The sequence below is a fragment of the Amycolatopsis sp. cmx-11-51 genome (assembly GCF_047608665.1).
Lineage (GTDB): Bacteria > Actinomycetota > Actinomycetes > Mycobacteriales > Pseudonocardiaceae > Amycolatopsis.
Genome location: NZ_JADNQO010000003.1, coordinates 140,922 through 160,596 on the forward strand (window position 1 = coordinate 140,922; position 19,675 = coordinate 160,596).

The 19,675-nt window shown below is 68.1% G+C and carries 16 protein-coding genes, 2 pseudogenes and 1 riboswitch; of the genes and pseudogenes, 16 read left to right on the plus strand and 2 right to left on the minus strand.

Going from position 1 to position 19,675, the window contains the following annotated elements; all coding sequences use genetic code 11:
- Window positions 1–7 precede the first annotated feature (7 nt).
- From ACM6LU_RS14070 to ACM6LU_RS14085, 4 genes are all read left to right on the plus strand, one after another.
- The gene (locus ACM6LU_RS14070; RefSeq protein WP_414938104.1) at window positions 8–622 is read left to right on the plus strand and encodes a cell division protein SepF; all 615 of its coding nucleotides are present in this window, start codon (window positions 8–10) and stop codon (window positions 620–622) included.
- Between the two features lie 114 nt (window positions 623–736).
- Window positions 737–1,012: a YggT family protein gene (locus ACM6LU_RS14075; RefSeq protein ID WP_076164547.1), complete on the plus strand. Its 276-nt coding sequence runs from the start codon at window positions 737–739 to the stop codon at window positions 1,010–1,012.
- A 54-nt stretch (window positions 1,013–1,066) separates the two neighbouring features.
- Entirely contained in the window at window positions 1,067–1,930 is an 864-nt protein-coding gene (locus tag ACM6LU_RS14080; RefSeq protein ID WP_414938105.1) for a DivIVA domain-containing protein, read from the plus strand.
- A 125-nt stretch (window positions 1,931–2,055) separates the two neighbouring features.
- The gene (locus ACM6LU_RS14085) at window positions 2,056–2,643 is read left to right on the plus strand and encodes a hypothetical protein (protein ID WP_414938106.1); all 588 of its coding nucleotides are present in this window, start codon (window positions 2,056–2,058) and stop codon (window positions 2,641–2,643) included.
- On the opposite strand, the gene ACM6LU_RS14090 is transcribed toward ACM6LU_RS14085, so the two are convergent.
- Window positions 2,640–4,457 carry an FUSC family protein gene (locus ACM6LU_RS14090; RefSeq protein ID WP_414938107.1) on the minus strand — a complete coding sequence of 606 codons (1,818 nt, stop codon included), beginning with the start codon at window positions 4,455–4,457 and terminating at the stop codon, window positions 2,640–2,642. The two genes, ACM6LU_RS14085 and ACM6LU_RS14090, sit on opposite strands and share 4 nt — an antisense overlap.
- Before the next feature lie 502 nt (window positions 4,458–4,959).
- On the opposite strand from ACM6LU_RS14090, the pseudogene ACM6LU_RS14095 reads away from it, so the two are divergent.
- From ACM6LU_RS14095 to ACM6LU_RS14150, 12 genes and pseudogenes are all read left to right on the plus strand, one after another.
- Window positions 4,960–5,316 (plus strand): annotated as a pseudogene (locus ACM6LU_RS14095) (DUF222 domain-containing protein); the annotation flags it as partial.
- Window positions 5,279–5,662, plus strand: a complete 384-nt coding sequence (locus ACM6LU_RS14100; RefSeq protein WP_414938568.1) for an HNH endonuclease signature motif containing protein — start codon at window positions 5,279–5,281, stop codon at window positions 5,660–5,662. The pseudogene ACM6LU_RS14095 and the gene ACM6LU_RS14100, both read left to right, overlap by 38 nt.
- A gap of 428 nt (window positions 5,663–6,090) precedes the next feature.
- A pseudogene (locus tag ACM6LU_RS14105) lies at window positions 6,091–6,165 on the plus strand (hypothetical protein); the annotation flags it as partial.
- Between the two features lie 601 nt (window positions 6,166–6,766).
- Window positions 6,767–9,937, plus strand: coding sequence for an isoleucine--tRNA ligase (gene ileS, locus ACM6LU_RS14110; RefSeq protein WP_414938108.1), 3,171 nt, complete (start codon window positions 6,767–6,769; stop codon window positions 9,935–9,937).
- A gap of 207 nt (window positions 9,938–10,144) precedes the next feature.
- Window positions 10,145–11,749 carry a penicillin-binding transpeptidase domain-containing protein gene (locus ACM6LU_RS14115; protein WP_414938109.1) on the plus strand — a complete coding sequence of 535 codons (1,605 nt, stop codon included), beginning with the start codon at window positions 10,145–10,147 and terminating at the stop codon, window positions 11,747–11,749.
- Window positions 11,750–11,792: 43 nt separating this feature from the next.
- Entirely contained in the window at window positions 11,793–12,476 is a 684-nt protein-coding gene (locus tag ACM6LU_RS14120; protein WP_414938110.1) for an ArsR/SmtB family transcription factor, read from the plus strand.
- 111 nt (window positions 12,477–12,587) lie between these two features.
- Entirely contained in the window at window positions 12,588–14,066 is a 1,479-nt protein-coding gene (locus tag ACM6LU_RS14125; RefSeq protein WP_414938111.1) for a potassium/proton antiporter, read from the plus strand.
- A gap of 130 nt (window positions 14,067–14,196) precedes the next feature.
- Window positions 14,197–14,880 carry a M23 family metallopeptidase gene (locus ACM6LU_RS14130; RefSeq protein ID WP_414938112.1) on the plus strand — a complete coding sequence of 228 codons (684 nt, stop codon included), beginning with the start codon at window positions 14,197–14,199 and terminating at the stop codon, window positions 14,878–14,880.
- 163 nt (window positions 14,881–15,043) lie between these two features.
- Window positions 15,044–15,158, plus strand: a riboswitch (SAM riboswitch).
- Window positions 15,159–15,191: 33 nt separating this feature from the next.
- Window positions 15,192–16,556 carry an aminotransferase class V-fold PLP-dependent enzyme gene (locus tag ACM6LU_RS14135; protein WP_414938113.1) on the plus strand — a complete coding sequence of 455 codons (1,365 nt, stop codon included), beginning with the start codon at window positions 15,192–15,194 and terminating at the stop codon, window positions 16,554–16,556.
- 19 nt (window positions 16,557–16,575) lie between these two features.
- Entirely contained in the window at window positions 16,576–17,172 is a 597-nt protein-coding gene (locus ACM6LU_RS14140) for a hypothetical protein (RefSeq protein ID WP_414938114.1), read from the plus strand.
- A 24-nt stretch (window positions 17,173–17,196) separates the two neighbouring features.
- Window positions 17,197–17,760: a signal peptidase II gene (gene lspA, locus ACM6LU_RS14145; protein ID WP_414938115.1), complete on the plus strand. Its 564-nt coding sequence runs from the start codon at window positions 17,197–17,199 to the stop codon at window positions 17,758–17,760.
- Complete coding sequence (locus tag ACM6LU_RS14150; protein ID WP_414938116.1) at window positions 17,757–18,683, plus strand: RluA family pseudouridine synthase; 927 nt, start codon at window positions 17,757–17,759, stop codon at window positions 18,681–18,683. The genes lspA and ACM6LU_RS14150 overlap by 4 nt, the downstream gene beginning before the upstream one ends.
- Here the strand turns inward: ACM6LU_RS14150 and ACM6LU_RS14155 are convergent.
- Window positions 18,680–19,648 (minus strand): AsnC family protein, encoded by a 969-nt coding sequence (locus tag ACM6LU_RS14155; protein WP_414938569.1) that lies wholly within the window; start codon window positions 19,646–19,648, stop codon window positions 18,680–18,682. The genes ACM6LU_RS14150 and ACM6LU_RS14155 overlap by 4 nt on opposite strands.
- Window positions 19,649–19,675: the final 27 nt, after the last annotated feature.

Genomic DNA, 19,675 nt, shown 5'->3' on the forward strand with positions numbered 1-19,675 from the left:
GAGAGGCATGAGCGCGCTGCAGAAGCTGAAGGCCTACTTCGGGATGGTGCCCGCGGACGAAGACGGCTATGACGTCGAAGAGAACTACCGGCGAGGCTATGCCCCAAAGGAATACGCCGACGACGAGTACGACTACGACGACGAGCCACCAGCCCGGTCGCGGGGTGGACGTTACCGGGACGTCGAAGACACGTATGACGAGCCCGTCTCGCGGACTCGGTCACGTTCTGTGATCGCCGCCGAGCCGGCGGTCCACGGGGCACTGGCGATCGATCGCCAGCCGGAACCGGTCGCCCGGCTGCGTCCGGTCACGGAGCCGGTCCGTCCGGCCGTCCGTGACCCGCTGAGCCGGATCACGACGTTGCACCCGACGAGCTACGCCGAGGCGCGGGCGATCGGTGAGCACTACCGCGAGGGCATCCCGGTGATCATGAACCTCACCGAGATGGAGAACGCGGACGCGAAGCGTCTCGTCGACTTCGCCGCGGGGCTCGCCTTCGCGCTGCGTGGGTCGATGGACAAGGTCACCAACAAGGTGTTCCTTCTCTCACCGCCCGATGTGGACGTCACCGCGGAAGACCGTCGGCGGATTGCCGAAGGCGGATTATTCCTGCGCGGCTGATCACCTGGTGACCGCTGAGCGCAGCCGGATGTGATTTTGTCGACTCATCGGCATCTCGTGCCCGTCAACTGCGTCTTTTGACGCGAGACATGGCAGAGTGGTTACGTGAATGCTGTGTTGCTGGTCGTCTGGTACGTGCTGTTCGCTTTCTGGCTCCTGCTGACGGCACGGATCGTCGTTGAACTCGTGCGTGCTTTCGCTCGCGAGTGGCGTCCTGCCGGAGGGGTTGCGGTAACGCTCGAGACCATCTACACAGTGACCGACCCACCGGTTCGTCTGTTCAGACGAATCATCCCGACCGTACGAATCGGCGGCGTCGGACTGGACTTATCGATTATGGTGCTGCTGTTGGTTGTGTTCTTCGCGATGCAGCTGACAACGCCAGGGTGATTTTCGGGGAAGCCCGGGTGGACCTGCAGGCCATGGAGTGCGTGAGGTGATCTGATGTCGTTGACCCCCGCTGACGTGCACAACGTCGCGTTCAGCAAGCCGCCCATTGGCAAAAGGGGCTACAACGAGGACGAGGTGGACGCGTTCCTCGACCTGGTGGAGACCGAGCTTGCCCGGTTGATCGAGGACAACAACGAGCTGCGGCAGCAGGTCGAACAGCTCGACAACGAGCTCGAGACCACCCGTGGAGAGCTCGAGAATGCGAAGGCGGGACCTGTCGGCCCGCCACCACAGGTGCGCGACGAACCGTCGCGTCGCCTGGCCCCGGTTCCGCCGCCGCAGTCGGCGATGGAGCAGACCCAGGCCCACTCGATGGTGCCGGACAACGGGGAGCCCAACGTCCAGGCCGCCAAGGTGCTCGGGCTGGCGCAGGAAATGGCCGACCGGCTCACCGCCGAGGCCAAGACCGAGTCGGACGGCATGCTCGCCGAGGCGAGGACCAAGTCCGAGCAGTTGCTCTCGGACGCACGGTCGAAGTCGGATTCGATGGTGAACGAGGCGCGCACCCGCGCCGAGACCATGCTGAACGACGCGCGGACCCGTGCCGAGACCTTGGAGCGCCAGGCGCGCGACAAGGCGACGACCATGGAGCGCGAGGCTCAGCGCAAGTACACCGAGACCATGAACAACATGAACGCGGAGAAGGGCTCGCTGGGCAAGAAGATCGAAGAGCTGCGCACGATCGAGCGGGAGTACCGCACGAGGCTGCGCGGGTTCCTCGAGTCCCAGCTGCGCGAGCTCGACGACCGCGGTTCGGCCGCTCCCGCTTCGGCGTCTTCGTCGAACTCGGGGCAGTCGGCGTCGTCCTCGGGTGGCGGACAGGGTTACTCGTTCGGTCCTCGGGCCGAAGCGGGCTGATTTCCTACCCGGACTTGTCTACCCTGGGCTACTTCTACCCCAGGCTATTTCTACCCAGTGGAACGGCCTCGGCACTCTCCGGAGGGTCGGGGCCGTTTCGCTTGCCTCTCGTGTTGTAATTCACCGTGCTTTACATCGTCCTAGTACTGGTACTGGCGGCTCTGGGGCTGCTCGTCGCGGCGCTCATCACCGCGAACTCCCTGTGGGCCTGGATCTCCATCGGTCTCTCCGTCGTCGCCGGGTTGTTGCTCGTCTTCGACTGGCTACGCCGTCGGAAGAAGCGGTCCGCCGAGGCCGCCACTCCCGCCGAGGACACGGCGGACGACGAGGCGTCCGAGGCCGATGAGCCTGACGAAGCCGATGTCAAACCCGAGGACGCCGAGCAGACCGTCCTGATGCCCGCCGCCGGTGAGCTGGGTGATGAGGACGAAGCCGAGGTCGCGTCTTCGGAGAAGCAGCACAACGGCGACCCGGGTGAGGAGAAGAGCGACCCCGCGGATGTGGCGGTCGTCTCCGAACTCGAGACCGAGGTCGTCGTCGTCGACGAATACCCGCGCTATCACGTGACCACGTGCGCTTGGCTCGAAACCCGGGACACGATCCCGCTCGGTATCGGAGAGGCCCGGCAGCTCGGGTTCACCCCGTGCGCGCTGTGCGCGCCCGACGCCGAGATCGCCGGGCAGCACCGCGACGAGACCAAAGCGGACAGCTAGCCGCACTTGAACGTCTGAGCCACTTCGCCGACCGCGACCACTTCGGCGACGATCGTGTCGAGCACCAGGCGTTGTTCCTCGTCGGCGTCCGACGGCACCGGAATTTCCGTCGCTTCTTCGGTCCCGAGCGCGCGGGCGGCTTCGTCGACGGCGTCCGCGACCCCGGTCGATCCTGGGCGCAGCAAGAGTGACGAGGCCGTGACGGACAGGCCACGCAAGGCTTCCGCCGTCTTCTCCAGCGCGCCGCGTTGTCCGGGCGCGGGTTCCTTCGTGCCGGGTTCCGCGGCGAGCAGACCATGCTGCGCGACGGTGGCGCCACGGAACTCACGGCCGAGCGTCCGCGGATCGACGTCGTCGCCGCGTAGTTTCCGCCCGACAGAGCCGAGCAGGGTGCGGGTGGCGTCGACCGCCGTGTCGAAGCGTTCCGCCGCGCCGGGTTTCGGTACGCCAGGGATCGCGGCGAAACCGAACAGCAGCGCGATGGCGCCGGCGAGGACCATCAGGAGCAGGTATTCGACGAGCACGTACCGCGGGTCGAGGTGTTTGGTCGTCGCGTTCACGCCGACGGACATGAGCACCATGCAGCCGTTGAAGATCGTGGGCCGCGTCCGCATGACGGAGAACCCGCCGAGCAGGGCGACGAGCCCGACCGGCAGCAGAAACCCCTGCGGCAACAGCCAAAGAACGAGCGCGAGCACGACCGCGCCGCCGAGGGAGCCGCCGATGCGCTGCCAGGCCTTGCCGAGGCTGTCATGCCATTCCGGCTGCATGATGGCGAAAGTGCCGAGCAGGAAGGACACGGTGAGCGGGTCGCCGGGCCGGAAACTCGCCACGACGAGGGCCAGCGCCACCCCGAGACCGCACCGCAGCGCGTGCCGGAACTGCGCTGACCGCCAGGAGAACGCGCCGCTCAACTCGATCCGGCGTAGTTCCTTACGGAGTCCTTTCGGAACGTCCACACGCGACTTATCGCGCTCGGTGGCCGCGGTCCGAATGGTCTCGAGGGAGTCCCAGAGCGCGGTGACGAGCCCGGCCGTGGCGCCGGGCAACTCGGCGGGTTCCTTGCGGCGCACCGGTTCGACTTCGTCCGGCGCCGCCGGGTTCCGGACGGCATCGGCCAGTCTGACGGCTTCTTCCTTGGCGGCGTCGAGGGTTACACCGATTTCCTCGCTGTCCAGTCGTTTCCGGCGGATCTCGAGCAACCCGGCCGCCGCGCGGTGCCGGAACGTGCCGCCGAGGACCCCGGCCGTCCAGCGCTGCGGCCGATCCGCGAGCCAGAGCCGCGCCGCGCGTTCCTGTGTGTCGGACGTCCCCGCGGCGAGCGCTTCCGCCAGCGCCTCACGGGTCGGCTTTGCCGGGTCCTTGGCACCGATCAGCACCCGCAGCAGCAGAACGACCCCCACCGCGAGCGCGGGCGCGCCCAGGATCTGCCCGGCCGACGCCGTCCCCGTCAACTGGAAGCCGTAACCGAACAAGGACGCCATCCCGAGCCCCAGCCCGACCGTGACGAACCGCGGGCCGAGCACGGGCAGCAGTCCGGCGACGACCACGATCACCACCAGCAGGCTGATCGCGGCCCACTGCGAAACCTCGCCCAGTAGCCGCGGTACGCCGACCGCGAGGATCACCGCGGGCGCGAACCAGGCCAGCAGCCGCAGATCCGCCCAGAGTGGACCGCCGACCGCCGCGATGAGACAGAAGAGCGCGGTGAGCGCGGCGAGAACGGCCGCGTTGCCCAGTCCCAGCAGGAACCCGAGCCCGCTGACGCCGCCGAGGACCACCAACAGGACGACGAGGAATCCGGGCCCCTTCATCGGGCCCCGCAGATCGACATACCGTCAACCTAGAGGCGATGGCGTGAACGGCAACTCGAGCCCTTGTCGTGACCGGGCCCCGGCGGACCGCAACTAGAGGACTAATTGCGGCTGGTTGTTCGTTTTGCGTCAATTTGACCCGGCATGTGTTCAGGTACCGATGTGGCCCGTCGGTGCTTTCGTTTCATTTCTTGCTGGGCGATCTGGGGTGGGAAGCCGTTCTTGATGCCTACGGGTCTTCTTTTCGGCGGGGAGTCGCTGCCGGCTTTTAGCGGGTTGCCGTGGGCGTTGCCGGGGACCGCTGCCCCGGCGTGGGGCTGGCGGGGCGGTTGAACATCACTTTGCAGGTTTCGGGGTTTCCTTCGCGTCTTAAAGGTGCTTCGCGCCCTTCGCTTTACTCGGGATCGCTACGCAAATCGTGCTAGCACAGGTGTTCGAACAGGGGTATTGTTGATTCTGTGGCCAGCGAAAACAGTCAGACCCCCAGGACACGCGTCCGGAGTTGCGGTTCGTCAAACACCGTGATGGCACGCTCGGGTTCGCGGGAACCTTGGATCTGGAAACCTACGCCCGGTTGAAGTCCGATCTCGATCCGCTGGCCAAACCGCACAAGGCCGTCGACGGTGTCCGCGACACCCGCAGTCAGGATGAACGCTACGGGGACGCGTTCGCCGACTACGTACGACTCAAGACCGCCAGCCCCGATCTTCCCGGCCAGGCCGGGGAGTCGACGCAGATCCTGATCACCATGGCCTACGACGACCTGATGAATGAGGTCGGCGACGGCGTCCTCGATCCGGTCGGCCCGATCTCCGCCACCGATGTCCGGATCCTCGCCTGCGACGCCCGCATCCGCCCGGTCGTTCTCTCCGGTGCTGGGCAACCGCTGGACGTGGGACACTCCAGCCGTTCCGCCACCACCCCGGCAGAAACACGCGCTGAAAATCCGGGACGGCGGCTGCGCGTGTCCAGGTTGCGCCATACCGGTCCAACGGTGCACGGCGCATCATCTGGTTTTCTGGCGGCACCGCGGCGAAACGAAAACCGACAACCTCGTGCTCCTCTGCACGAGACACCATCGGCTGATCCACAAAAGCGAATGGAAAGTCCAGATCACCCAAGACGGGCTACCGGAATTCATCGCACCCACCTACCTCGACCCAAGCGGGGAACCGAGACGCAACACCATGCACCTACGAGTATAGGCCGATTGTGTATAACGTCCTACACGTCAGCGTATTCGATCGGCGCCGCGAGATCAACGAATGCAAGGATCGACTCGTCGAGCCGTTGATGGACGAGCGCACGTGTGCGTTTCTTCCAGTTCGCCCGCGAGCAGGAGCAGCGGCCGTCCGTCGATCCGCAAGTGAACCTCGGCCAGGAGGACCGGTTCCCGCCACGTCTTCCCGCAAGGCGATTTCGACACCGGCCCACTCCTCGATGCGCGCGCCGAGCAACGTCGTGAACCCCCGTGACTGCCCGGTCACCCAATCCGTCATGACGGAAGTATGTCGCGACGCCGCGCGAAACTGTCGGTTCCCGGGGGCACATCCAGTCGTGAACTCAGCGCCGACGAAGACAACCTGGGTCGAAATCCTTCGGCGGCCCGCTCATCATCGTCCCCGTCTCGGCCTTGCCGGACTGGAAGGGGAATGCGGAAGAAAGCGAAGGCCAAGACGACTACGACCGTGCCTGTGCGGTGAACGCGCTCGCGGCCACTGTCCCTATCGGCGAAGCGCTGGGTCTGGTTCTCGGCGACGACCCCGGTCACTACCTGCTATCTCCCGGAGCAGCACACCTTCCTCCGCTGGCCTGCTGCGGATTCCGAGGCGGACCTGCTCGGCGAGTATCCGGCCGGCGGGACGCCGGAGCAGGCCGAGATCGCGATCGAGAAGGGGCGGTTCCAGATACGGGCCGTCCGCACGGACGGCGACTCCGCGTGGGTCGGCCCGGTCCAGCTCATTTCCGAGAGGCGAACCCGTCGCCAGTGGACTCGCCGGAGCGAGACCGGGGAAGGGCGTTGCGTCTCCCGACCCCACCCCGACAACCCGGTTGCCCCCGCGCGCTACCCTTGAGTCAACTGGCACCGATCCGGTCATCACCGGGGAGCCTCCGGAAGAACAGGGCGTCCGCGCCCCCAGTAGAACCGGACGGGTACGGCCCGTCACAGCCGTCGAATGAGCGGCCCAGCCGGAACACCACCGGCCGGGCAAGCGGGGTGGTACCGCGGAACGCGCCGGAAACGGCCGTCTCGTCCCCGTGTGGGTGCGAGCCCGTACGAGAGAGACGAACCGCGAGGAGCACCGAAGATGTATCCCAAGGCACAGATGGACGGCGAGACCGGCGTCCCGTCCCAGCCTTCGTTCCCCGAGTCGGAAAAGCGCGTCCTCGCGTACTGGGAGTCCGATCGGACTTTCCAGGCCTCGATCGATGCCCGCGAAGCCGGGAGCAATGGCTCGAACGAGTACGTCTTCTACGACGGCCCGCCGTTCGCCAACGGTCTTCCGCACTACGGTCACCTTCTCACCGGGTACGTGAAGGACTTGGTGCCGCGTTACCAGACCATGAAGGGCAAGCGCGTCGAGCGCCGCTTCGGCTGGGACACGCACGGTCTGCCCGCCGAACTCGAAGCCATGCGCCAGCTCGGGATCACCGAGAAGTCCGAGATCGACGCCATGGGCATCAACGTCTTCAACGACGCGTGCCGCGAGTCCGTGCTGCGCTACACCGGCGAATGGCAGGACTACGTCACCCGCCAGGCCCGCTGGGTCGACTTCGACAACGACTACAAGACGCTCGATGTCACGTACATGGAGTCGGTGCTCTGGGCGTTCAAGCAGCTGTGGGACAAGGGCCTCGTCTACGAGGGCTACCGCGTCCTGCCCTACTGCTGGCGCGACGAGACCCCGCTGTCCAACCACGAGCTGCGCATGGACGACGAGGTCTACGCCAGCCGCCAGGACCCGGCCGTCACGGTCGGGTTCCGCTTGGAGGGCAACGACAACGAGCTCGACGGCACCTATCTGCTGATCTGGACGACGACGCCGTGGACGCTGCCGTCCAACCTTGCGACCGCGGTGCACCCGGATGTCCGGTACGTCGTGGTGGAGTCGGCGGAACAGGACGGCAAGCGGTTCCTGCTCGCCGAAGCACGCGTCGCGTCGTACGCCCGCGAGCTCGGCGAGGAGCCGACAGTCGTCGGGCACTACACCGGCACCGAGCTGCTCGGAACCCGTTACGCCCCACCGTTCCCGTACTTCGCCGGGCACGAGAACGCCCACCGTGTGCTGTCCGCGGACTACGTCACCACCGAAGACGGCACCGGTGTCGTGCACATCGCGCCCGCCTACGGTGAAGAGGACAAGGCCGTCACCGACGCCGTCGGGATCGCCCCGGTCACGCCGGTCGACGCGCAGGGCAAGTTCGACGCCACCGTGCCGGACTACGCGGGCCAGCAGGTGTTCGACGCGAATCCGAACATCATCAAGGATCTCAAGAACGGCACCGGTTCCGCCGGTCGCCAGGGCGCGGTGCTGCTGCGCCACGAGACCTACGAACACCCGTACCCGCACTGCTGGCGCTGCCGGAACCCGCTGATCTACCGCGCCGTCTCGTCGTGGTTCGTCGCGGTGACCGAGTTCAAGGACCGGATGATCGAGCTGAACCAGCAGATCACCTGGTACCCGGAGAACGTCAAGGACGGCCAGTTCGGCAAGTGGCTGGAGAACGCCCGCGACTGGTCGATCTCCCGGAACCGCTACTGGGGCACGCCGATCCCGGTGTGGCAGTCGGACGACCCGGCGTACCCGCGCACGGACGTCTACGGCTCGCTCGAAGAACTCGAGCGTGACTTCGGCGTGCGGCTGGAGGATCTGCACCGGCCGTTCATCGACGAGCTGACCCGGCCCAACCCGGACGACCCGACCGGGAAGTCCACCATGCGCCGGATCGAGGACGTGTTCGACGTCTGGTTCGACTCGGGCTCGATGCCCTACGCCCAGGTGCACTACCCGTTCGAGAACACCGAGTGGTTCGAGCACCACTACCCGGGCGACTTCATCGTCGAGTACATGGGGCAGACGCGCGGCTGGTTCTACCTGCTGCACGTGCTGGCGACCGCGCTGTTCGACCGGCCGGCGTTCCGCACCTGCATCTCGCACGGGATCGTGCTGGGCTCGGACGGCCAGAAGATGTCCAAGTCGCTGCGCAACTACCCGGATGTCAACGAGGTCTTCGACCGAGACGGTTCCGACGCGATGCGCTGGTACCTGATGGCGAGCCCGATCCTGCGCGGCGGGAACCTGATCGTCACCGACAAGGGCATCCGCGACGCTGTCCGCCAGGCCGTGCTGCCGCTGTGGAACTCGTACTACTTCCTCGCGCTCTACGCGAACGCCGAGGGCGTCGAAGGCCAGTGGCGCACGGATTCCAAGCACGTCCTCGACCGGTACGCGCTGGCGAAGACGCACGAACTGGTGACCGACGTCGAGCACGCGCTCGACACCTATGACGTCGCCGGTGCCTGCTCGACCGTCCGTGACTTCCTCGAGGTGCTGACGAACTGGTACGTGCGCAGGTCGCGCGACCGGTTCTGGGCGGGTGAGCAGGACGCGATCGACACCCTGCACACCGTGCTGGAGGTGACGTCGCGGGTGGTGGCGCCGTTGCTGCCGCTGACAGCGGAGGTCGTCTGGCGTGGGCTGACCGGTGGCCGTTCGGTCCACTTGACCGACTGGCCGAACTCGCTCGACCTGCCCGCCGACGCGGCGCTGGTGACGGCGATGGACCGGGTGCGTCAGGTGGCCTCTTCGGCGCTTTCGCTGCGGAAGTCGAACAAGCTGCGGGTCCGGTTGCCTCTGGCCAAACTGGTCGTCGCCGCGGACGAGGCGGATTCGCTGCGCGAGTTCACCGACATCCTGCGCGACGAGGTCAACGTCAAGTCCGTCGAACTGACCACGGAGGTCGCCACGCACGGCGGGTTCGAGGTCGCGGTCAACGCCCGCGCCGCCGGGCCGCGGCTGGGCAAGGACGTCCAGACGGTGATCAAGGCCGTCAAGGCGGGCGAATGGACGACGTCGGAGAGCGGAGCCGTCGTGGCCGCCGGCATCGAACTCATCGAAGGTGAGTACGAGCGGCGCCTGGTCGCCAAGGGCGGCGGTGCGGCCGCGGAACTGCCGGGCGGAGCGGGTCTGGTGCTGATCGACACCGAGGTCACCGACGAACTGGCGGCCGAGGGCCTGGCCCGCGACCTGGTCCGGGTCGTCCAGCAGGCCCGCCGGGACGCGGGTCTCGACGTCGCCGACCGGATCGCGCTCACCGTCGACGCGCCGGAGGACGTGGTCACGGCCGCGACCACGCACGAGGAGTTCATCGCTTCGGAGACCCTGGCGACTTCGGTGGCCTACGGTACCGTCGCCGACGGCTCGGCCGGGACGGTCGGGGAGGGAACCAAGGTGACCGTGGCGGTCGCCAAAGCCTGACTCCGAGAGTGAGATGAACGGGACTTTCATGGCAAATTTGCCATGAAAGTCCCGTTCATCTCATCCAGAACGCGGTCTGGACCACCGGGATCACGAAACGGATTCGGAACCGTCGCTTTCTCGCTGGGAAACGGCCTTGCGCGGAGGAAATCGGCAGGCTGACCCGGAGCGCGTGAAGGACGTGCCGCACTGGGGGAGAACGAGTCCATGAGTCCTGGCCGGAAAAGAGGGATCCTGATCGGCGCCGCGCTGGCGGTCGTCGCCATCGTGGTGGCCGCGGTGGTGCTGTTGGTCAAGGAGGATCAGGCGCCCGCCGCCACCGGTGGCCCGGGGGAGCCCACCGGGACAGCGCAGGAGAGCCCGGCGCGGGTCGCCGCCCGGTTCCTGCGGCAGTTCGAGGCCGGCGACCTGAACACCGCCCCGGTCGATGACCCGCCGGCGGCCACCGCGGCGCTGTCCGCGGCGCGCGGCGCGCTCACCCCGACGGCGGTCGAAGCGGCCCTCGGCGAGGTCCCGACGACGCCGGGGGAGGCGACCAGCACGTCGGCCACCTTCCACGCCTCCTGGACCTTCACGGGCAACAGCGTCTGGAAGTACGAGGGCAAGCTGGACCTGGTCCGCAACGCCGGGAAATGGGTGGTTCGCTGGGCGATGTCGGTGATCCACCCGAAACTCGAAGCCGGTCAGTGGCTCTCCGTCGCGCCCGTTTCGGCCAAGCCGGTCGTGGCCGACAGGGAGGGCAAGGCTCTCGTCGGCGGTGACGCGGCGGGTGTCGCGCCGATCCTGCAGGGGGCGCTGTCCAAGGTCGCGTCCGAGCAGAACGGCGGAACCGGGACCCCGGCCACCGTCACCGTGTCGCGCGTCGACGCTTCCGGCAAACCGGTCGAAACACTCTTCGGCCAGGCCGAAGAAGCCGGCCAGCCGCTGGTCTCGACCTTGAGCGTGGCGTCCCAGAGTGCCGCGCAGAAGGCTGTCGACGGCCTTCAAGGTTCGGCGATCATCGTCGCGATGAAAACCAGCGGTGACCTGCTGGCGGTCGCTCAGAACGCGGCGGCGGGCAACCAGCCGAAAGCGCTCAGCGGCCTGTACGCACCGGGTTCGGCGTTCAAGATCGCCACGGCGACCGCGGCGCTGCAGCAGGGCGGGGTCTCCGCCGACTCGCCGATGGCCTGCCCTGGGAGTGAGCAGATCCGGACCCGCACACTCATGAACGAAAACGGTTTCGACCTGGGGACTGTTTCGCTGAAGACGGCGTTCGCCGCATCGTGCAACACGACCTTCGGGCGGCTCGCCGGGCAACTGCCTGCCGACGGCCTCGCGAAGGCCGCGAGCCAGCTAGGCCTCAACGCCGACTTCGAGATCCCGGGACTGGCCACCGAAACCGGGAAGGTCGAACCGTCGAGTAGCGCCGACGAGCAAGTCGAGGCCGGGATCGGACAGGGAAAGGTGCAGGTCAGCCCGTTGGGCGCGGCGCTCATGGCCGCCACGGTCGCGACGGGGAAACCGGTGGTGCCGAAGCTGTGGCAGGGATTGGAGACCAACGTCAACGCCGGCTACCAGGCCCCGCCTGCCGGGGTGCTGAACCAGGTCCGGGCGATGATGCGCGAGGTCTGCACGACGGGGACCGCGAAGGCGTTGAAGGGCAGCGGAAACGTCTTCGGCAAGACCGGGACCGCGCAGTTCGGCTCGGGTGCCGACGCCAACGGCTGGTTCGTCGGCTACCGGGGAGACGTCGCGTTCGCCGTCATGCTCGAAGGCGCCAACGACTCCGAACCCGCGGTCCAGCTGGCGGCGAGGTTCCTGGCGGGCTGATATTTCGGTCCGTGCCGAACTGTGGGTCTTCTACGGTGAGCGCATGGAAACGATCGCCTTGGCCGAGGTCGCGGCCGTGCTCGCCGATCCGAGCCGCGCGTCGATGTGCCTCGCGCTGCTCGACGGGCGTGCCTGGACGGTGACCGAGCTGGCCGGAGCGGCCGAAGTGGCCGCGTCGACGGCGAGCGAGCACGTGACGAAGCTGACCGAGGCCGGGTTCGTCGTCCGGGTCAAACAGGGGCGGCACAGCTACGTCCGGATCGCCGATCCCCGGGTGGCGGAGCTGATCGAGCATTTGGCGCAGCACGCCGAACACCGCCCGGTGAAGGGGCTGCGGTCGTCGGTCCGGGTGAAGCGGCTCGAGTTCGCCCGGACCTGCTACGACCACCTCGCCGGGACGGTCGGGGTCGCGCTGCGGGACGGGATGCTCGCCGCCGGGCTGATCGACGAGGCCGACGGCCTGACGTTGACCGGTCGCGGGCGCGACGTGCTCGGCACACTCGGGGTGGAGATCGCCGATAGCCGCCGTCCGATGCTCCGCGACTGTCTGGATTGGACAGTCCGCCGTGATCATTTGGCGGGCCGGGTCCCCGCGGCGTTACTGTCCCACGGAGTGAGTGCCGGCTGGTTGTCGCGTGAGGGCAACCGAGCGGTGAAGGTCCTGCCCGCGGCGGCGAAACCCTTCGCGGAACTAGGTGTCGACCTGATGGCCCTGCGGAGTCCGTAAAGGACAGTCTGTAACACAGTCCGTTCGGCTCGCCGTCGAGCGGTGCACGAAGGTGTGACGATCACCGCCTCACTATTCTGGAGGCCTCACGGCGGCCGGACGGGAGGCGACATGGAACAGCTCCCGTTCATCTTGGGTACCGGTGGCGCGGTTCTCCTCGTCGCCGTGATCGCCGTCCGGGTGTCGATCAAGGTCGGCCTTCCCTCGCTGCTGCTCTACCTGGGGATGGGGGTCCTGCTCGGCGAAGCCGGGTTCGGCATCCAGTACGACAACCCTGAACTCACCCAGTCGCTCGGCCTCGCCGCACTGGTGATGATCCTGTCCGAAGGTGGTCTCACCACCCGGTGGACGGCCGTGAAACCCTCGCTGGGCATTGGAATCGCACTGTCCACAGTGGCCGTCGTGGTGAGTATCGCGGTCACCGGCGCGGCCCTGCATTGGTTGCTGGGCCTGGATTGGCGGATGGCGTTGCTGTGGGGCGCGGTGCTCGCGTCGACCGACGCCGCCGCGGTCTTCTCGGTGCTGAGATCGGCGGGGATCGGGAAGCGGCTCGTCGGTGCGCTGGAGATCGAGTCGGGGATCAACGACGCCCCGGCCTACATCGCCGTCGTCGTCCTCGCCGAGGGCACGACCGTTGACTGGTCGCTGCCGCTGCTGGTCGTCTACGAACTCGGCGCCGGGCTGGTGATCGGCTTGGCCTTCGGCTGGGGCGGGGCGTTCGCGCTGCGCCGGGCGGCGCTTCCCGCCACCGGTCTGTATCCGCTGGCCACGGTCGCGGTCTGCGTCGTGGCGTACTCGAGTGGGCAGCTGGCTCACGCGTCGGGCCTGCTCGCCACCTACGTCGCCGCCCTGGTGCTGGGGAATTCGAAGCTGCCGCACCGGTCGGACACACTGTCCTTCGCCGAAGGGCTCGGCTGGCTCGCGCAGATCGGGCTGTTCGTGCTGCTCGGCCTGTTCGCATCGCCGAGCAGGATCTTCGAGAGCCTGGTCCAGGGCCTGGTCGCGGGCGCGGTCGTGCTGTTGCTCGCCCGGCCGCTGTCAGTGGTGCTGTCGGCACTGCCGTTCAAGATCCCGTGGCGAGAACAGGTGTTCCTGTCCTGGGCGGGGTTACGCGGGGCGGTCCCGATCGTGCTCGCACTGATCCCGCTGTCGTCCGGCGTGCCCGGCGCGCAGGAGCTGGTCGACGCGGTGTTCGTGCTGGTCATCGTGCTGACCCTGCTTCAGGGGGCGACGCTGACCCCGCTCGCGAGAGTGCTCGGGCTGGCTCAGCACACCGAAGCGCACGAAATCGACGTCGACTCCGCGCCACTCGATGAGATGGGTGCCGAACTCCTGCAGGTCCGGATCAACTCCGGGTCGAAGATGCACGGCGTCTACCTGGCCGAACTGCGGCTTCCGGTCGGGGCGACGATCAGCCTGCTCGTCCGGGACGGCACCGGCTTCACGCCGAACAAGAACACCCGGCTCCAGGAACGCGATCAGTTACTCGTCGTGACCACCTCCGACGCGCGTGACGCGGCCGAACGACGGCTCCGTGCCGTCGACCGGGCCGGTCGCCTCGCCAGGTGGAAGGGCGAATCCGGCCAATAGGTCACGAACCGGCACCAGCTGTTCGTCGGTTGATCTCAGAAACTTCTTCCTCTTCGTCCCCCTTTGGACTACCTTTCCCGCAATTGACTCCATCGAATGGGTGAGTGTCACGGGTTAAGGAGTACGCAAGGTGACGAAACTTCCTGCACGGTTCGCCGTTCTGGGGGCTGCGGCTGCACTCGTCGGGGTGGTTCTCTCCGCTCCGGTAGCCTCCGCGGCCGGCGCGTTTCCCGCGTTCGGATTGCCGTTCGACACGGGTCAGTCGGTCTACTCGGCGGGAATTCACTCGGACAACGGCACCTCCGGCGTGAAAAACGCCATCGACTTCAGTCCTGGGAACAAGACCGTGCGTGCGCCGCTGGCGGGCACCGTCCGAGTTCAGCACTGCGACGGGGGCGACTGGGTGACCATCGACCACGCGAGTGGCTGGCGGACCGGGTACTACCACATGGAGGACATTTCGGTCACCGACGGCCAGCGGGTCGTCCCGGGCGACGCCCTCGGCCTGACCGGAAACGCGCTGCCCTGTGGTGGCCGCAGTACCGGCGCCCACGTGCACTTCACCCTGTGGACCCTGCCCACAGCCACCGTCAAGGGTGGCGACTCGCGCGACTTCGGTGTCGGCGCTGGCAACTGGAACGGCGTGTCCTACGACGAGCTCTCGACCAAGGTCGCCGACGCCCACGGCGAGGCCGTCGACCGCAAGATCTTCGGCGGCTGGCAGTTCACCGCGGGCACCGATCAGTACTCGGGTACGGCGACCGAGGTCTCGTCCCGTTCGACCATTCCCCTGCCCGGCCGATTCCGCGTCTGACCTCCCGCAATCAGTCCTCTAGTTGCGGTAATTGCGCGCGCAACTACCGCAACTAGAGGACTAATTGCGGGGGTTCTCCTCGGTTGCGGAATGCGTGACCGGCGTCTCACCATGCGGGCAAGGGGTGGCTTGATCGCCGGTGCATCGGCTAACTTCGTTCGTAGGTCACGAGTGTCAGCGTCAAGCCCCGGCTAGCTGGCCGGCAACCCTCCTTCCGCGGTGGGGTGCCCCGGGTGAGGACCTGGCTCGTCGCGTGGTGCGACGGGCAAGCGCGGGATCCTCGTCGGGATCCCCTGGCCCGGAGGATGACGATGACACTCGCTCTCGAACGCACCAGCACCCCCGCCACTGTCGCGGAAACCGTTGTCACACACGAAATCCCGACGGTCGCGTGCGCCGATCTGCGGGTCCCGCTGGTCACCGGGGGCGACATCGGGTACGCCAACCTCGATCACGCGGCGAGCGCTCCCTGTCTGGACAAGGTGCGTGACGCGGTCGACGAATTCCTGCCCTGGTACGCCAGCGTCCACCGCGGCGCCGGATTCGCGTCGCAGGTCTCCACCAAGCTTTACGAGCGCACGCGGGGAATCCTGCGGAACTTCGTCGACGCGCGGTCGACCGACACCGTCGTGTTCACCCGCAACACCACCGATTCCTTCAACCTTCTCGCGCGCAGCCTGCCGAAGCACACGTCGGTCGTCGTGTTCGACACCGACCACCACGCCGCGCTGCTGCCGTGGAAGGGTCCGAACGTCCGCCGGATCGAGACGCCCCGCACCCGCCTCGCCGCGGTGTCCGCGGTGGACGAAGCGCTCGCCGACTGCCCGCAGGGCCCGCGGCTGGTCGTCATCACCGGCGCGTCCAACGTGACCGGGGAACTGTTGCCGGTCAAGGAGATCGCCGCCGTCGCGCGACGGCATGGCGCCCGGATCGCGCTCGACGCCGCGCAGCTCGCGCCGCACCGCAAGATCTCCGTGCGCAAACTGGACGTCGACTACATCGCGCTGTCTGGCCACAAGCTGTACGCGCCTTTCGGTGCCGGTGCGCTGATCGGCCGCGCCGACTGGCTGCGTGCCGCCCAGCCGTACCTCGCCGGTGGCGGCGCGACGAAGCTCGTCACCCGCGACTCCGAAGACTTCGGCGTGGTCTGGAACGCCGGCGCCGAGCGGCACGAAGCCGGTTCCCCCAACACCGTCGGCGTCTACGCGCTCGGTGTCGCCTGCGAGACGCTTTCCGGGAACTGGGACGCGATCGTCGCCCACGAAGACGAACTGCTGACGCGGCTGCGGCGTGGGCTCGCCGCCATCCCCGGTTTCGCCGAACTGCGGCTGTTCGACGCACCGGTCGACCGGGTCGGCACGCTCAGCTTCGTCGTCGACGGCTTCGAACCGGGCTGGCTCGCCGCGGTCCTGTCCGCGGAGTACGGCATCGGCGTGCGGGACGGCGCGTTCTGCGCGCACGTCGCCACCAAGCGGCTGATCTCCGCCGCCGGTTCGACCGGCCAGCAGGCCGTCCGGGTCAGCCTTGGCCTCGGCAGCACCACCGAACATGTGGACCGGGTCGTCCTGGCGCTGCGTCAGATCGTCGCCCGCGGCGCCCGCTGGCAGTACGAGAAGCCGGAGGGCCGCTGGGTGCCGGAGAACGATCCGCGGGAGCTGCCCCCGTTCTGCGCCTGACCCACTACCCTCACCCCGCATGGGGAACGAGCGACCGCGTTACTGGTTTCCGCTGGCGTTGCTGGGATTCGCACAGCTGATCGTGGTGGCGCTGGCCGGGGATCCGCGCCGCTCCGGGGGCTGGATGGGCTACCCGCCCCGCGGCGAACAGGGTTACTACCAGAACCTGTACGGCGTGGAGATGAGCCGGGAGGCCGCGTCCGCCGTCTCGGTCGTCGGCATGAGCCGGCTGGACAACTGGCTGTTCGCCGTGCTCGCGGTCTACCTCGGCACGGTGCTGTTCTATGCCTGGCGGACGAAGCCCGTGCGGTGGTGGAGGATCCTCGCGATCGCCCTCGGCGGCCTGGTCGCCATCGTGCTGGCGGATCTGGTCGGCTACTGGGAACTCGACATGGACGGCGACGCGCGGAGCGCGGTCCTGCTGACACTGGGGCTGATCCTGCTCGCCTGGCTGGACCGCAGCGTGCTGGTGCTGGTCGTGGCCGCGGCGTTCGTGCTCTGCGCGGTGGTGCTCGCCCAAGGACAGCTCGCGTTGGTGCTGTCGTCGCTGGTCGCGCTGGCCGGGGCGTTCACGGCGCTGCTGAGCAGGCCGAAGACGGCCGCCGAGGAGACCTGAGCACGCTCAGTGGACAATGGGTGAGTGAGTACTGAGCCCGAAACCGCGCCACCGTCGCCGCCGCTGCCCAAGAAGCGCGTCGCCGTGGTGTTCGTCGTCGCCGCGGTGCTGTGGGGGATCGACCTCCTCACCAAGCAGATCGCCGTGTCCACGCTGGAGGGCAAGCAGCCGGTCGAGTTCCTCGGCGGGCTGGTGTACTTCCAGCTCGTGCGCAACCCCGGCGCCGCCTTCTCGATGGCGACCGGGCTGACCTGGGTGCTCGCGCTGGTCGCGGCCGCGGTCGTGGTCGCCATCAGCTGGCTGGCGCGGCGGCTGCGCTCGGTCGGCTGGGCGATCGGCCTCGGCCTCGTGCTGGCGGGCGCGCTCGGCAACCTGACCGACCGGATCTTCCGCGCGCCGGGCCCGCTGCAGGGCCACGTGGTCGACATGATCTCCGCGTTCGCGCCGAACGGGCAGGGCTGGGCGATCTTCAACGTCGCCGACTCCGCGATCTGCGTCGGCGGAGTGCTCATCGTGACTCTTTCCTTGCTAGGCAAGGACTACGACGGATCGTCTACAAAGGACAAGAAGAAAGCGGCAACCGAATGAGCGCGCGTATGCTGCCCGTTCCCGACGGGCTCGACGGAATGCGTGTCGACGCGGGTCTGGCGAAACTACTGGGACTTTCCCGCACGGTCGTGGCGGAACTGGCCGAATCCGGCGAGATCCTGCTCGACGGCAGGCCCGCCGGGAAGTCGGACCGGCTGGCCGCCGGTGGACTGCTCGAAGTGACCCTTCCCGATCCGGCTTCGCCCATCGAGGTCGTCGCGGAACACGTCGACGGCATGAAGATCCTGCACGACGACGATGACATCGTGGTGATCTCGAAGCCGGTCGGCGTCGCCGTGCATCCGAGCCCCGGCTGGACCGGGCCGACCGTCGTCGGCGGGCTCGCCGCCACCGGACTGCGGATCGCGACCTCGGGCGCGGCCGAACGCCAGGGTGTCGTGCACCGGCTGGACGCAGGCACCACCGGCGTGATGGTCGTGGCCAAGAGCGAGCACGCGTACACCGTGCTGAAGCGGGCGTTCAAGGAACGCACCGTCGACAAGGGCTACCACGCCATCGTCCAGGGTCACCCGGATCCGACGCGCGGCACCATCGACGCGCCGATCGACCGGCACCCCCGGCACGACTACAAGTTCGCCGTCGTACAGGGCGGACGGCCCAGCGTCACGCACTACGAGGTCGTCGAGGCCTTCCGCGCCGCTTCGCTGGCCCAGATCAAACTGGAGACCGGCCGCACGCACCAGATCCGCGTGCACTTCTCGGCGCTCAAGCACCCGTGTGTCGGCGACCTGACCTACGGCGCGGACCCGGTGCTGGCGCGCAAACTCGGGCTTTCCCGGCAGTGGCTGCACGCGAAGACGCTCGGCTTCGCGCATCCGTCCGACGGGCGCTGGGTCGAGTTCGAGTCGGAGTACCCGGACGACCTGGCCAACGCGCTGCGCATCCTGCAGGACGAGAACTAGTCGTCGATCGACCAGGTCAGCGTGCGCTCGTCGGGTTCCGGCCGGGGCGACCAGCGCACGGCGACCACCCGGGTGGCGTCCGGCAGCACGTAGACGGTGTGACCGCCGAGGGTCTCGCCCGGCCGGACGCCGATCTTGTGCGGCGGCCGCGAGGTCAGGGAGACCGGTGCCTTCGTGATCGGCTTGCCGTCCGCGGTGAGCAGTTCGAGGTAGTTGTCCGGCAGTGAGACGAACGGGGTGTTCCCGCGGTTGGTGATCTCGGTGTGCACCACGACCGACCGTTCCCCGGCCTCCAGCGAGTAGCCTGCCGCGCTGAACAGGTAGTCCGCCGGGTCCTGGACCTCGAGCAGCTGGACGGCGAGCTGCTCGCCCTCCAGGCCGTGGGTCTCCATGACGTCGCCGGTCCGGCCCTTCTTGCCCTCCGGCACCTGCCGCGGCGTGACTTGCTGTTCGTCGCCGCGAGCCCAGGACGCGGTCTGCGGGACGCCCCACGTGCTCATCACCGGGTCGGCGGGCGCCATCGGGGGCGCGAACTGCTGCGGCGGGGCGGGCGGACGCTGCTGGGGCGGCGCCATCGGTGCCATCGGCTGGCGCACCGGGGCGGACGGCGGGCCGGGGTAGCGGCCCGAAGGCGTTCCGTGCACGTTGTACGGACCCGAAGGCGTCCCCTGGACGTTGTACGGCCCTGATGGGGTGCCCTGGACGGACCCCTGAGCAGGCGGACGCTGCTGGGGCTGCTGCTGTGCCCAGGAAGGCGGAGAGGCGGCGATGGCGGCGCGTAGCCCGTTCGGGTCACTTTCCACGCCCACGAGCAGCGGCAACCCGCTTCCCGAGAGGGCGACCAGGCGGTATGCGACCTCACGCGGGTCCATGCCGACCTTCGCCGCGAGTTCGTGCACGGCCGCCTTGCCCAGCTCCGCGAGGGCGGCGAGCAGGCGGGTATCCACGGGATCGGTCACGGCCACGTCCGGGAACGCTACCGCCTCGGCCCC

Excerpts from the sequence above, each read along its gene's own strand:
- ACM6LU_RS14070 (WP_414938104.1), top strand. The coding sequence starts at position 8 with ATGAGCGCGCTGCAGAAGCTGAAGGCCTACTTCGGGATGGTGCCCGCG.
- ACM6LU_RS14080 (WP_414938105.1), top strand. The coding sequence starts at position 1,067 with ATGTCGTTGACCCCCGCTGACGTGCACAACGTCGCGTTCAGCAAGCCG.
- ACM6LU_RS14090 (WP_414938107.1), bottom strand. The coding sequence starts at position 4,457 with ATGAAGGGGCCCGGATTCCTCGTCGTCCTGTTGGTGGTCCTCGGCGGC.
- ACM6LU_RS14100 (WP_414938568.1), top strand. The coding sequence starts at position 5,279 with ATGTCCGGATCCTCGCCTGCGACGCCCGCATCCGCCCGGTCGTTCTCT.
- ileS (WP_414938108.1), top strand. The coding sequence starts at position 6,767 with ATGTATCCCAAGGCACAGATGGACGGCGAGACCGGCGTCCCGTCCCAG.
- ACM6LU_RS14115 (WP_414938109.1), top strand. The coding sequence starts at position 10,145 with ATGAGTCCTGGCCGGAAAAGAGGGATCCTGATCGGCGCCGCGCTGGCG.
- ACM6LU_RS14120 (WP_414938110.1), top strand. The coding sequence starts at position 11,793 with ATGGAAACGATCGCCTTGGCCGAGGTCGCGGCCGTGCTCGCCGATCCG.
- ACM6LU_RS14125 (WP_414938111.1), top strand. The coding sequence starts at position 12,588 with ATGGAACAGCTCCCGTTCATCTTGGGTACCGGTGGCGCGGTTCTCCTC.
- ACM6LU_RS14135 (WP_414938113.1), top strand. The coding sequence starts at position 15,192 with ATGACACTCGCTCTCGAACGCACCAGCACCCCCGCCACTGTCGCGGAA.
- ACM6LU_RS14140 (WP_414938114.1), top strand. The coding sequence starts at position 16,576 with ATGGGGAACGAGCGACCGCGTTACTGGTTTCCGCTGGCGTTGCTGGGA.
- ACM6LU_RS14150 (WP_414938116.1), top strand. The coding sequence starts at position 17,757 with ATGAGCGCGCGTATGCTGCCCGTTCCCGACGGGCTCGACGGAATGCGT.